Annotated in this window: 10 protein-coding genes; 3 read left to right on the top strand and 7 right to left on the bottom strand. The window is 60.7% G+C overall.

Features of this window, described 5'->3' with window-relative positions; genetic code table 11:
• Positions 1-8 precede the first annotated feature (8 nt).
• The 3 genes from AC1D35_RS05780 to galE all read right to left on the bottom strand — a co-directional run bounded on the left by AC1D35_RS05780 (position 9) and on the right by galE (position 4,237).
• Positions 9-1,070 (bottom strand): enoyl-CoA hydratase/isomerase family protein, encoded by a 1,062-nt coding sequence (locus AC1D35_RS05780; RefSeq protein WP_113306964.1) that lies wholly within the window; start codon positions 1,068-1,070, stop codon positions 9-11.
• A gap of 67 nt (positions 1,071-1,137) precedes the next feature.
• Positions 1,138-3,093, bottom strand: coding sequence for an EAL domain-containing protein (locus AC1D35_RS05775; RefSeq protein ID WP_113306965.1), 1,956 nt, complete (start codon positions 3,091-3,093; stop codon positions 1,138-1,140).
• Between the two features lie 109 nt (positions 3,094-3,202).
• Positions 3,203-4,237 (bottom strand): UDP-glucose 4-epimerase GalE, encoded by a 1,035-nt coding sequence (gene galE / locus AC1D35_RS05770; protein ID WP_113307076.1) that lies wholly within the window; start codon positions 4,235-4,237, stop codon positions 3,203-3,205.
• Between the two features lie 473 nt (positions 4,238-4,710).
• On the opposite strand from galE, the gene AC1D35_RS05765 reads away from it, so the two are divergent.
• Positions 4,711-5,391 (top strand): Type 1 glutamine amidotransferase-like domain-containing protein, encoded by a 681-nt coding sequence (locus tag AC1D35_RS05765; RefSeq protein ID WP_113306967.1) that lies wholly within the window; start codon positions 4,711-4,713, stop codon positions 5,389-5,391.
• On the opposite strand, the gene AC1D35_RS05760 is transcribed toward AC1D35_RS05765, so the two are convergent.
• Positions 5,388-6,554 carry a pyridoxal phosphate-dependent aminotransferase gene (locus AC1D35_RS05760; RefSeq protein ID WP_113306968.1) on the bottom strand — a complete coding sequence of 389 codons (1,167 nt, stop codon included), beginning with the start codon at positions 6,552-6,554 and terminating at the stop codon, positions 5,388-5,390. The genes AC1D35_RS05765 and AC1D35_RS05760 overlap by 4 nt on opposite strands.
• Before the next feature lie 121 nt (positions 6,555-6,675).
• A complete protein-coding gene (gene mscL, locus AC1D35_RS05755) occupies positions 6,676-7,113 on the bottom strand; it encodes a large conductance mechanosensitive channel protein MscL (RefSeq protein ID WP_113306969.1) in 438 nt (145 codons plus the stop codon).
• Positions 7,114-7,332: 219 nt separating this feature from the next.
• Here mscL and AC1D35_RS05750 point away from each other — a divergent pair, with 219 nt between their 5' ends.
• Positions 7,333-10,833 carry a PAS domain-containing hybrid sensor histidine kinase/response regulator gene (locus AC1D35_RS05750; protein WP_113306970.1) on the top strand — a complete coding sequence of 1,167 codons (3,501 nt, stop codon included), beginning with the start codon at positions 7,333-7,335 and terminating at the stop codon, positions 10,831-10,833.
• Positions 10,834-10,836: 3 nt separating this feature from the next.
• On the opposite strand, the gene AC1D35_RS05745 is transcribed toward AC1D35_RS05750, so the two are convergent.
• A complete protein-coding gene (locus AC1D35_RS05745; RefSeq protein WP_477938348.1) occupies positions 10,837-11,400 on the bottom strand; it encodes a TetR/AcrR family transcriptional regulator in 564 nt (187 codons plus the stop codon).
• 238 nt (positions 11,401-11,638) lie between these two features.
• On the opposite strand from AC1D35_RS05745, the gene AC1D35_RS05740 reads away from it, so the two are divergent.
• Positions 11,639-12,826, top strand: a complete 1,188-nt coding sequence (locus AC1D35_RS05740; RefSeq protein WP_113306971.1) for an MFS transporter — start codon at positions 11,639-11,641, stop codon at positions 12,824-12,826.
• Positions 12,827-12,844: 18 nt separating this feature from the next.
• On the opposite strand, the gene AC1D35_RS05735 is transcribed toward AC1D35_RS05740, so the two are convergent.
• Positions 12,845-13,867 (bottom strand): LLM class flavin-dependent oxidoreductase, encoded by a 1,023-nt coding sequence (locus tag AC1D35_RS05735; RefSeq protein ID WP_113298615.1) that lies wholly within the window; start codon positions 13,865-13,867, stop codon positions 12,845-12,847.
• Positions 13,868-13,891: the final 24 nt, after the last annotated feature.

The following is a 13,891-nucleotide window of genomic DNA, read 5'->3' as shown; positions in this document are numbered from 1 at the left end:
AGATGGCGCTAAAGCGCGAGCGGTGGCTTGGCGGGTTCGAAGAAACGGCCGATCATTTCATCGTTGACCAGGGCGATTGCCGGCGGCGACCATTTCGGATTACGGTCCTTGTCGATAACAGCCGCACGGACGCCTTCGTAGAAATCCGCACCATGCAGGATCTGCATGCAGGCGCTGAGCTCACGGGCCAGGCATTCGCCGAGCGTACGGCTCTGGCGGCCGGCTCTCAGCAGCCGCAAGGTGAGCTTGAGGCTGGTCGGCGAGCGTGTGAGCATCACGCGACGGGTTTCGGCTGCGAACTCGCCCTCTTCCTGAGCGAGGGCCAACGCGATGTCCTCGACACGGCTGAAGCGGAAGGCGCGGTCGATCATCGTGGCATTGGCCTGCAGCCTGCCTTCGCCCGGCTGATCCGATAGATTGCGCAGCGCCGCGTCGACATCGTCTGACGAGCTTCCCAAAGGCAGATCCGAGAGACGCTGGACTGCCTCTTCCAGACGCGAGAAGGGCATGTAGAAATCAGCAAGTCCAGCATGGATGGCATCGGCGCCATTGATATCCAGCCCCGTCAGGGCCATCCATGTACCGCTTTCGCCCGGCATGTGAGGCAGCAGCCAAGTGGCACCGACATCGGGAAAATAGCCGATGCCCGTTTCCGGCATGGCAAGGCGGGTGCGCTCGGTGACGATACGGTGGCCGCCGTGGCTGGAAAGGCCGACGCCGCCGCCCATGGTGATGCCATCCATCAACGCCACATAGGGCTTCGGATAATTGGCGATACGGTGATTGAGGCGAAATTCCTCGCGCCAGAACGTTTCCGCCAAGCCGTCGCCGGCGCGCCCGCTTAGGTGAATGGCGCGGATATCGCCGCCGGCGCAGAAGCCGCGTTCGCCCTCGCCCATCACGACGACGCTCGCCACGGATTGGTCGCCGGCGAAATCATCAAGTGCGGCGGCAATTGCGCGCACCATCGGGATGGTCAGGCTGTTCAGCGCCTTTGTTCGGTTCAGCCGGATAAGACCTGCCGTACCACGTCGTTCAACGATGACTTCGTTCTGATTGCTTTTGTCCATGGTCCACCTCGCTCCTGCCCTAGGAATAGACGGGGTTGAGCCGGGGTTCCAGTGGCTGGCTGATCAATCAGGCCGAGAGGGACTGCGAAACGGCGACATCGCACCGCATCGCGTAGTCGATCGCCAGCTCCAGCGGCAGCGGCCGGGAGAAGTAATAGCCTTGCGCCAGCCGCACGCCGAGGCCCTTCAGTGCCTCCGCCACATCCTCGCTTTCGACACCTTCCGCGACGGAGGCAATGCCGAGGTTCTGGCAGAGATTGGCGACAGAGCGGGTGATGTTCATGCAACGCGCATCGCGATCGAAATTCATGACGAAGGCCTTGTCGATCTTCAACTTGTCGAAGGCGAGGCGATGGATGTGGCTCAAGCTGGAATAACCGGTGCCGAAATCGTCGAGCGCAATCGAGATACCGGCAGCACGCAGCACGCCGATCACCTGATCGGCTGTGTCGAAATCGGAGAGAAGCGCCGTCTCGGTGATCTCGAACTCGATGCGTTTGGGATCGACACCGGATCGATTGATCATGGCAAGCAGGGCCATCGAAGTTTCGTGGTCGCAGATATCGCGGGCGGACAGGTTGAAGGACACGCGCAGATGGGCCGGCATGATCTTCAGTGCGTCGAGCGCCTGGCTGAAGAGGATGCGCGTCATGCGGCCGATCACGGCGGTACGTTCGGCAGCCGGAATAAAGGCATCCGGGCTGATGCGGCCGAAGCGGGCGCTATCCCAGCGCGCAAGCGCCTCAAAGCCGACAACGCGGCCGCTGCGCAGCTCCATGATCGGCTGATATTCGAGCTTCAACTCCTTGGCGAAATTGTCAGCCTGCAGCTCCAGCTCGATCAGGTAGCGTTGCGTCAGGATCTTTTCGTGTTCCGGCGAGAAGAATTCCACACCGCCGGTGCGCTTGCTCTTGACCTGATAGAGCGCGAAATCCGCCTTCTCGTAGAGATCTTCGGCAGTGTATTCGCCCGCGTCAGGATAGACGATGCCGCAGGAGCCGGAAACGCGCACCGAACCGTCCGGAATGTCGAAGGGCTCACGGACGGCTGCACATAGCGCCAGGCCGAGGTCGGAGACGGCCCTGAGCGTCATATCGGAGGGGAAGATGATGCCGAATTCATCGCCGCCAAGGCGCGAGACGATGCCCTGATCACCCAACAGCGCGACGAAGCGGCGCGCCGTTTCCTTCAATACGAGGTCGCCGGCCGAATGGCCGAAGACATCATTGACCGGCTTGAAGCCATCGAGATCGATGATGCCGATGACAGGCGGCGAAGTCGGATGCTCCAGCAGCATCTTTTCGAGCGACAGGAAGAAGCTGCGGCGGTTGGCGAGACCGGTCAACTGATCCTGCAGCGCATTGCGGCTGTTGACGAGGTTCAGTTCCTCGGCTTCTGCCTGCTTCTCCTTCAGCTCCTCGGCAAGCCGCACCAGATGGGTGAAATTCTGGAAGTAGCTGTTGATGACGCGCAGGAACGGCAGCACGAGAAACAAGCCGCTGACCGCCGTGGCCACGAAAACCGGATTGCCGGAAAAGAGGAAGGTCACGACCATGGCAGTGAAGGTGATGACCGTGGTGATCGCCGCGGCGAGCGGCAGATGCATCAGACAGAAGACGCAGGAGATACCGGTTACGACGAGGAAATAGGCGATCTGGCCCTGCTGTGAGGCATCGCCATACTGATAGAGCGCGACGGCCCAGCCGCCGAAGCCGATCGTCAGGATCGTGGCGCCTACCTGGGTCACCTTCATCAGCCGTAACGCACGCTCCGGCGTGACGTTTTCCTTGCCACAGATCTCCCACCAGCACAGGCGGAAGACGCAGACGATGCTGAGGCCGACGGGAATGTAGAGCGAAAGCCAAAGAGGCGCCGACTTGATGTGGGTGATGGCCACTGCCAGCGCGTTGATGACAAGAAGAACGTACAGAATCGGAATCTGCGATGACAGAGCTTTGAACTGCGCCACCAGAAACTTCGGATTATCTTTTTGCAGCCGCAATGAGGCTATGAAGTTCTTCATGATCCCTTTTCCCTTGGCTGAAGCGAGCCAGAGAAAGTTTGACTATTCCTTATTCACGTAACGTCAGCCACCCACATCTACGCCGGGATGGTAAATGTTCGGTTGCAGCTCAGAAGGAGGCTGCAGCCAGCGCGCGATGAATGCTGTGCAGATCGTCGACACTCTTGTTCATCAGGAAGAGTTCCCAGTCGAGCGAGCTGCGCACGATGGTTTCCAGCGAGTCGTGTTTCGGCGCCCAGTCCAGGACGCGGCGGGCAAGCGTCGCATCGGCGACGACGCTTGCCGCATCGCCCGGTCGGCGCGGCGCCATGTTGATCTTGAAGGAGTGACCGTTCAAGCGGGTGACCATGTTCAACACATCGAGCACGGAATAGCCGCTGCCATAGCCGCAGTTGGCGACAAGTGGCCCCCTACCCTGGCGCAGATGCTGGAGCGCCTTCAAATGCGCCGCTGTCAAATCGCTCACATGGATGTAGTCGCGTACGCCGGTGCCGTCATGGGTCGGGTAGTCGAAGCCATAGACGGCGATGCTGTCGCGCTTTCCGAGTGCGGCCTCACAGGCGACCTTGATGAGATGGGTCGCGCCTGAGGTCGACTGGCCGGTGCGCAGCTGCGGATCGGCGCCTGCGACGTTGAAGTAACGCAACGCCACATAGCCGAAGTCATAGGCGGCGGCGGCGTCACGCAGCATCATTTCAGTCATCAGCTTCGACTGGCCGTAGGGATTTTCCGGATTGAGCGGCGCCGTTTCCTTCACCGGAGCAGAGCTCTTCTGCTGGCCGTAGACGGCGGCCGTCGAGGAGAAGACGAAGTTGCGGATGCCGGCCTTGATCGCGGCGCTCAGCAGCACACGCGTCTTGCCCGAGTTATTGTCGTAATAGGAGAGCGGATCGGCAACCGATACAGGAACGACGGCGGAGCCGGCGAAATGGATGATCGCCTCGATATCGTTTTCGATGAAGATCTTCTTCAAAATGTCGGGATCGGCGACATCGCCGAGATAGAAGCGCGCGGCCGGCGCCACGGCCCAACGAAAACCGGTAGAAAGCCGGTCGAGCACGACGACATCTTCACCGGCATCGAGCAGCGTCCACACCATGTGGCTGCCGATATATCCAGCCCCACCTGTTACCAGAACCGCCATGTCTGCATTCCCTGTTTTATCTTTTTTCGGGAGCATCAGAACGGCTTTTTCCCTTCCGATTTTGTTATCAAACAGCCTCGGAAAGCCTTTGCGGCCGGTATGTTTGGGGACGTGGTTAGAGGCGGATTTCGGGCTTTGCTACAATTTTATCGACCAGCCGTTTTTGGGACGAAACCGGCTCGCGACCCCTCTTTTTGGGCTCGTTGACATCACGCACGCGGCGGGGCAAATTAGCGGCATGAGCAACCTCGCGTTTCAGGCTATGACGATGGGCATGACGACCACCCTTTGCGGTGGGGGCGTCGGCTTGTGACCTGAAACTGTTCACTACACCCGACCCAACCCCGCCGGACACGCGCGGGGTTTTCTGTTTCTGCCCCGATGTCCGCCTCACGCAAAGGACTTCTCGTGGCACAAGACCTTCTCGCAATGCCGGTTCGTGACCTGCTTCTCCAAAACGGGGAGCGGCATCGATGAGGCTCTACCTGTCATCCTATCGGCTCGGCGCAAGTGCCGCCCGGCTGAAGAAACTCCTCAAGGGCGGAAGGCGCGCGGCCGTCATCCAGAATGCGCTGGACTTCGTTCCGGCCGAGGCGCGGCTCGCCTATGAGGCCAATATCTACGATCCCAAGGCAGATCTTGCCGATTGGGGGATCGAGCCGGAAGAACTCGACCTGCGGCACTATTTCGGACAGCCGCATGCATTGGAAAAGGCGCTTGCTCGCTTCGACTTCGTCTGGGCTGTCGGCGGCAATGCTTTTCTCCTGCGGCGGGCCATGCGGCAGAGCGGCTTTGATCGCATCATAGCGGAATTGCTGCGCAAGGATGCACTCGTCTATGGCGGCTTCAGCGCTGGAGCAGTCGTTGCGGCACCCTCGCTTGATGGTATCGACATCATGGATGATCCGCAGCAGCTCGCGCCTGATTATGACGAGGCGATCCTGTGGGACGGGCTTGGACTCGTCGATTTCTCCATCGTCCCCCACTATCGCTCGGCCCATGATGAGGCCGAAGCTGCCGAAAAGACCGTCAACTTCCTTGAAGAAGCCGGCACGCCCTTTCAGCCGCTGAGAGACGGCGAAGTCATCATCGTTGAGGGTCGGAATGTGACGCTGCTACCGGTGCTACCGGAAGCGCTACGCCGTTCCGCCTAGAGCTTCAGGATATAGTCGCAGAGCCGCTCGGCCGCGACTATCACCTGAGCCGGATCGCGCAGGAAGCAGGCGCGCAGGAAAAGCTCACCGCCCGGTCCGAAGGCCGTACCGGGTGCAAGCCCGACGCCGGTCTTGTCGACAATGTCGATCGCAGTCTTCCGGCTGTCGGTCACGCCGTCGATCTTGAGGAAGGCATAGAGCGCGCCATCGGGTTTCAGCGTCTGGACGCGGTTGGTGGCAATCAGCGCATCGCAGAGGATATCGCGGGAGCGGGTTGCCTTGTCGATATTCGACTGCACGAAGGCGTCTCCTTCGTTGAGCGCCGCGACCGCGCCTTTCTGCATGAACTGTGCGACGCCCGAGGTCGAATACTGGATCAGGTTTTCCAGCACCTGCCCGGTTTCCGGCGGCGCGACGATCCAGCCGACGCGCCAACCGGTCATGGACCAGTTCTTGGAGAAGGAATTGACGAAGATGATCTTGTCGCCGGGCTCCATGACGTCGAGGAAGGACGGCGCGCGGCCGCCAGCATAGAAATAACGCGCATAGATCTCATCGGCCATGATCCAGAGATCATGCTTGCGCGCCAGTGCCAGGATATCGGCCAGATCCTTCTTCGTCGCGGTCCAGCCGGTCGGGTTCGACGGGGTGTTGACGAAGAGGCCATGGGTCTTCGGGGTGATGGCCGCCTCGATACGGTTGAGATCGACCGCCCAGGTGCCACCTTCGAACTGCAGCTCGACCCCGATGGAGCGGGCGCCGGCGATCTCAAGCGCTGCGGCAATGTTCGGCCAGGCGGGCGTCAGATAGACAAGTTCATCGCCGGGTGAGGTTATTGCCTGGACGGCGATCTGGATCGCCTGCATGCCCGAACCGGTCACATAGAAATGCTCAACCGGAAGACGGATGCCGAAATGTCTGGCGTAATAATCGGAGAGCGCCTGGCGCAGCTCGGGGATGCCGCGCTGCCAAGTATAAAAGGTTTCGCCGGCGGCGAGCGACTGCATGGCGGCCTGATTGATGAAATCGGGCGTGGGAAGATCGCCTTCGCCAACCCAGAGCGGCAGAAGGCCTTCACGGCCACGGGCGTAATTGACGACTTCGACGATCCCGCTTTCTGGCGCTGCGACGGCGCGCGGGCTGAGGCTGCTTACAATCGACATGCATATCTCCAGTTCACGCCTTCATAACGGATTTGCGGGCGCAAATCCTATGACAATGCGTGATGGCATATCGATTTTCGTGATGGATGAGCCCGCCGGAATGGACGGGCCCCAATTCGGATCAAACCGTCGGACGCTTGGCGAGAAGATCGCGGATTTCGGTCAGAAGCTGGACGTCGGCCGTCGGTGCGGGCAGCTCTGCCGGTGCTTCCTTTTCCTTGCGTTCGACCTGCTCGCGCAGCTTGTTCACGCCCTTGACCATCAGGAAGATGATCCAAGCGAGTATCAGGAAATTGATGAGGACTGTAATGAAACTACCGTAGGCGAAAACGGCACCCTGCGCGCGGGCTGCGGTAAGGGCTGGCGCATTGACATCCTTCGACAGTGGAATGAAGTAGTTGGAGAAGTCGAAACCGCCGAAAACCGCCCCGACGATCGGCATGATGATATCGTCGACCAGCGACTTGACGATGCCGCCGAAGGCGCCGCCGATGATAACACCGACTGCGAGATCCATGACATTGCCGCGGGCGATGAAAGCTTTGAACTCATTGAGCATCCGATCTGTCTCCCCTTGATGCATTTTCAAAGACATGCCGTTGTTTTCATTAGCTACACCTTCATCTCAATTAATCAATCGGCAATTGGAAATATTCGGACACTGCCCCCATCCACGTAGAACTTAAGACCAAGGCCGCGGGAATTTTCAAACCTGCTGAATTGCCCTAATCTCGGACTGTTCCGGGAGGACGGCGGATTGTCCGTCGGCGGAGGGTCAATGCTTCCAGGCTGGGTCATATTTGCGTTTGCCTTGGGTTATCTTCTGCTGCTTTTCGCGGTAGCAAGCTACGGCGACCGACGGAGCCGGAAGTTCGGCGTGCCGGAAGGCGGCCGGCCCGTGGTCTATGCACTCAGCCTGGCGATCTACTGCACCTCCTGGACCTATTTCGGCGGCGTCGGTCTTGCAGCCCATAACGGGCTGGAATTCGCCGGCATCTATATCGGGCCGATCCTCGTCTTCACACTCGGCATGCCGCTGCTCAAGCGAATCATCGAACTTGCAAAGGCCGAGAAGCTGACCTCCGTCGCCGATTTCATTGCCGCACGCTACGGCAAGAATTCCACTGTTGCGACCATCGTGGCGCTGATCTGCCTGATCGGCACCATTCCCTATATCGCACTGCAGCTGAAATCCATTTCGGCGACGGTCACGGCCATGGTCAATCCGTCCGACTATGGCATCGGCAGCGGCAACCTCTATTTCCTCGACCTGCCGCTGATCGTCACCCTGGTGCTGACCTGTTTCGCCATCATGTTCGGTACCCGCCATACGGATGCAACCGAACATCAGGACGGGCTGATCCTCGCGGTATCGATGGAATCAGTGGTGAAGCTCGTCGCCTTCCTGACGGCTGGCGTCTGCGTCATCTGGTTCCTGTTCGACGGGCCAAGCGACCTGTGGCAGAAGGGTTCGGAGAACGCCCTGGTCACCGCCGCTCTCGACTATCAGACCCCGCTCAGCCGCTGGATCACGCTGACGCTGCTCTCTGCCTTCGCCATCATCATGCTGCCGCGCCAGTTCCATGTGACCGTCGTCGAAAACCGCACGGCCAAGCAGCTTCGGCTCGCCGGCTTTCTCTTCCCGCTCTATCTGATCGTCATCAATCTCTTCGTGCTGCCGGTTGCGATCGGCGGGCTGCTCGTCTTCGGCGGCAACGGCAATGCCGATCTTTATGTTCTTACCCTGCCACTTGCAGGGCAAATGCCGGTTGTCTCGCTGATCACTTTCATCGGCGGCTTTTCGGCGGCGACCGCCATGGTGATCGTCGATTCCGTGGCGCTTTCCATCATGGTGTCGAACGACATCGTCATGCCGTTCTTCCTGCGCCGGAAGCTCGCGGGTCTTGCGAGCCAGCGTGACGACTTCGCAAAGAGCCTGCTCAATATCCGCCGCAGCGCGATCTTCGCCGTGCTGCTGCTGGGTTATGCCTATTACCGCTCGACGGACAGCACGGCAGGGCTTGCTTCGATCGGCCTGCTCTCCTTTGCTGCCATCGCGCAGATTGCACCCGCCCTCTTCGGCGGCATGATCTGGCGGCGGGCGAATGCGCGCGGCGCCATCCTCGGCCTATCGTCCGGCATTATCATCTGGGTCTACCTGCTGTTTCTGCCTTCGCTCGGCGGCCCGGATTATTCCTATGTGGCAAGCAGTTTCCTCGGCTTCATCTTTCCCGGCACGACGCTCTTCACGGGGCCGGATGCCGATGCGCTTGTGAATGCGACAGCGATGAGCCTGCTCGTCAACACTGCCGCCTTCATCGTCGGATCGCTGACGCGCAACGCCAAACCGCTGGAACGCATCCAGGCCGGCATCTTCGTGAAGCGGCATTCGCGCTCGCAATTTGCGACCCGCGGCTGGAAGACCCGCATCAGCGTCGGCGATCTCAAGACGGCCATCGCCCGCTACCTCGGCGAGGAGCGCATGCAGCGTTCGCTTGCGACCTACGAGCAGACGTCCGGGCGCAAGCTGGAGGACGACCAGCCGGCCGACATGGCGCTCATCCATTTCACCGAGCAGCTTCTCGGCAGCGCCATCGGATCCTCCTCGGCGCGGCTGGTGCTGTCTCTGATCCTGCAGAAGATCGAGGATGCGTCCTCGGATACGGCCTGGCTGCTCGATCAGGCGAGCGAAGCGCTGCAATATAATCAGGACATGCTGCAGACCGCGCTTTCGCAGATGGACCAGGGCATCGCGGTCTTCGACAGTTCCAACCGCCTGACGATCTGGAACCGGCGTTTCCGGCAATTGCTGGACCTGCCGGAAAATGCCGGCCAGGTCGGTTTTCCACTGTCGGAGATCGTCAATATCCTCAGTCAGCGTGGCGATATCGCGCCCGGCGACCAGTCACAGGCCGTGCGGCACTTCCTGACACTCGACAAGCCCTTCTCGCTGGTGCTCGGCGGCGGCGAGCACATCATCGAAGTGCGCTCCAACGCCATGCCGGACAAGGGTATCGTCGCGACCTTTACCGACATCACCCAGCGTGTGACCGCCGACCGGGCGTTGAAGCAGGCAAACGAGACGCTGGAACAACGTGTCGTGGAGCGAACCGCGGAGCTTACCCGCGTCAACCGGGAACTTGGCGAGGCGCGGGCTGCGGCGGACGAAGCCAATATCGGCAAGACCCGCTTCTTTGCCGCTGCCGGCCACGACATTCTGCAGCCACTCAATGCCGCCCGGCTTTATTCCTCCGCACTTGTCGAGCGTATGGCGCAATCGGAAAACAGCCCGATCGTGCGCAATATCGATTCCGCGCTGGAATCGGTCGAGAGCATTCTCGGCGCCGTGCTCGATATTTCACGGCTCGATACCGGCGCCATGCGGCCGCGGCTGGCATCCGTGCCACTCGCCGATCTGCTCAAGCGGATCGAAACCGACTTTGCGCCGGTCGCCCGGGAGAAGAAACTGAAGCTCAAGGTTATGCCGACCTCGCTGCGGGTGCGCTCCGACCCGAACCTGCTGCGGCGACTGGTGCAGAATCTTGTCTCCAACGCGATCAAATATACGGTTAGTGGCAAGGTGCTGGTCGGGGTAAGGCGACGTGGCAATCAAGTGATGATCCAGGTGATGGATTCCGGCATCGGCATTCCGCCTTCGAAATTCCGGACTGTGTTCAAGGAATTCGCGCGGCTGGATGAAGGCGCCAAGACCGCGTCGGGCCTCGGGCTCGGCCTCTCCATCGTCGACCGTATCGCCCGTGTGCTCAATCATAAGGTCGAGCTTCACTCGACGCATGGCAAAGGCACGGAATTCCGCATCCTCATGCCGCTCGATGTTTCGAAGAGCGCGGAAGCCGCAGCAGCCGTGCTTCCCGTCGACCGCACGACCGAACCGCTGAAGGGATTGCGCATCCTCTGTATCGACAACGAACCGAAGATCCTCGAAGGCATGCGGCTTCTGATCGACGGATGGGGTTGCGATACGCAAGTGGTGGATTCGCTTTCGGCTGTCCAGGCGCTTTCGATGCGGCGGCCACCCGATCTTGTCATCGCCGACTATCATCTTGCCGACGGGACCGGCGTGGCGGCGATCCTGCACCTGCGGCAGCATTTCGACATCGATATTCCGGCCCTGCTCGTTACCGCCGACCGGACACCGGAAGTGCGGGCCGAGGCGGAAAAGCATGGCATTGCCGTTCAGCACAAGCCGGTCCGCCCGGCCGCATTGCGCGCCTATATCACGCAGATTTCCGGCTTGAAGCGCGCTGCCGCCGAGTGAAGTTCAGGCCGCCTTGCGGCGGTCGAAGATGTGGCCGACAAGCTCCCGCACGTGAGCGGCAGTCGGGACATCGCCGAACAGGATGCGGTACATAATGGGGGCGACCACGCGATCCATCACCGCATCGACATCGGGGAAGGCCTCGCCCCTCTCCTCTGCCCGCCCGGCGATCGTCTCGATCTGCTGGCGCGTGAAGTTGCAGCATTTATTGGCATTATCGCAGGTTTGGGCTGCGAGCACGTCACGGACATATTCACGACCGGGGCCGGAGGACATTTCCTCCGCATATTGCTCGGCCCAGGCTTCCAGATCGTCGGCAGCATTGCCAGTATCGACCGGCTCCATGTCCGGACGCAGACGCTCGACGGCAACGTCGGCCAGCAATTCCTGCAGATCGCCCCAGCGGCGGTAGATGGTGGAGGGCGTGACACCGGCGTGCGTCGCAATCAGCGGAACGGTGATCTCCGCGCGGCTCATCTCTTCCAGCAGTTGGCGGACTGCCGCATGCACCGAGGCCTGGACGCGGGCGCTTCTGCCGCCCGGACGGATATTCTCTTTCACTGCCATCACGAACCCAACTTTCTCCGCCCTGAACCGTGCGGCGATCTTTCGGATTCGCCTACCACGCTTCAGGTCCTTTTTACGTATGTCGTTGTCCCAAAACCACTGCACAGTTTTGCGCGACATGCTTCAGCGCCAACAGTTCAGAAACTTTCATCGATCCATTAACGCAACTTATTTGCCTTTAGGCGCCGCCTCATCTAGATAAAGCTAACGCAATGATTTAGCTTTAAGGGACTTATAGATGGTCGCCGCTCCCGAATCCATCAAGAATTCGTCACCGATGGGCTTCCATGCTCTGACGCTTGCCTTCTTCTTCGGCGCATCGGCAGCGCCGACGCCGCTCTATCGGATCTATCAGGAAGCCTTTGCCGTCTCTCCCGTCCTCATCACCGTCATCTTCGCAGTATACGCCTTCGCGCTGCTTGGAGCATTGCTGATTGCCGGCTCAATCTCGGATCATCTCGGGCGGCGACCGGTGATCTTCGGCGCACTGCTCCTCGAAATCCTTGCCATGGCGCTGTTTTCCATCGCCAGCGGGCCGGAATGGCTGATCGCGGCACGCATCGTCCAGGGTATCGCCACTGGTATAGCCGGTGCTTCGCTCGGCGCCGCCCTGGTCGATATCAACAGGACCAAAGGGCAGATCGTCAACTCGATCGCGCCGCTCTCCGGCATGGCTATCGGAGCAATCGGTACCAGCGCGCTGATCCAGTATGGGCCGGAGCCGCTGCATCTCGTCTATGCCCTGCTGCTTGCCGCCTTTGTGGTGCAGGCCATTGCGCTGTGGTTGACGCGGGAGACGGGCGGCACGCGGCCTGGCTTCCTCGGATCGTTGAAGCCCAGCATTTCCATTCCGCAACGGGTCAAGCGGCCGCTGTCGATGATCACGCCAATCAATATTGCCAACTGGACGCTCGGCGGCTTTTACCTGTCGCTCGTGCCTTCGCTGGTCGCCTCCACCACAGGCAGCCGTGCACCGCTGACGGGCGGGGCGGTCGTTGCTGCGCTGATGCTGTCAGGCGCAATTGCCGTCTTCCTGCGCCGCAGCCGCAGCCCGAAGGCCAATCTCGCCTTCGGCGTGAGCGCACAGACGCTCGGCATTCTGACAGTCGTGGCGGGTGTGCATCTCGCCAACGTGCCGCTGCTGCTGATCGGGACGGTTTTCACTGGCGCCGGTTTCGGCACCAACTTCCTCGGCTCCATCGGGACGATCATGCCGCTTGCCAAGCCTGAAGAACGGGCCGGACTGCTGTCTGCCTTCTACATCCAGAGCTATCTCGCCTTCAGCCTGCCGGCGATCCTTGCCGGCTTCCTCGTCAAATCGATCGGCTATGGCGCAACGACGGATATCTACGCCACGGCCATCGTTCTTGTCAGCATTGCCGGGCTGATGGTGGTGCGGAACACCAGAGAAACGGCGACGGCATGACGCCGTCGCGCAATGTCATCACCGCCAGCCGAGCGCAGGGGCGATATATTTCAGGATCGATTCGATGACGTGGGCATTGTATTCCACGCCGAGCTGGTTGGGCACGGTGAGCAGCAGCGTATCGGCCTCGGCAATCGCCTCGTCCTTCTTCAGTTCCTCGATGAGGGCATCGGGCTCGGCGGCGTAGGAACGGCCGAAGATTGCCCTGGTGTTTTCATCTATGAAGCCGATCTTGTCCTGCCCCTCATTACCGTAGCCGAAATAGCTGCGGTCGCGATCGTTCACCAGCGCGAAGATGCTGCGGCTGACGGAAACGCGCGGTTCGCGCTGATGACCGGCCTCTTTCCAGGCCTCGCGGTAGGCGCGGATCTGGTTGGCCTGCTGGATATGGAAGGCCTCGCCTGTCTCATCGTCCTTCAGCGTCGAGCTCTGGAGATTCATGCCGAGCTTGGCGGCCCAGACAGCCGTGGCGTTGGAGCCGGCACCCCACCAGATGCGGTCGCGCAGCCCTTCGGAATGCGGCTCGAGGCGCAACAGGCCGGGCGGATTGGGGAACATCGGGCGCGGATTGGGCTCGGCAAAACCTTCGCCGCGCAGCACTTCGAGGAAAACCTCGGCATGGCGGCGGCCCATATCGGCATCGCTCTGGCCTTCCGGCGGGTTGTAGCCGAAATAGCGCCAGCCTTCGATGACCTGTTCCGGCGAGCCACGGCTGATACCGAGCTGCAGACGTCCCCGGGAAATCAGGTCGGCCGCACCGGCATCTTCCGCCATATAGAGAGGGTTCTCGTAGCGCATGTCGATAACCGCTGTCCCGATCTCGATACGGCTCGTCCTGGCGCCGACAGCCGCGAGCAGCGGGTATGGCGAGGCAAGCTGACGGGCGAAGTGGTGAACGCGGAAATAGGCGCCGTCGGCGCCCAGCTCTTCTGCCGCGACAGCAAGGTCAATCGACTGCAACAACGTATCGCCGGCCGAGCGGGTTTGGGATTGCGGCGAGGGCGTCCAGTGCCCGAACGAGAGAAAACCGATCTTTTTCATGATTCCATCGCTTAAACTGAAATG

The organism is Rhizobium sp. P1_E6 (genome assembly GCF_056405875.1).
The sequence above is the reverse complement of the archived record's forward strand: the minus strand, read 5'-3'. Positions and strand labels throughout refer to the sequence as shown.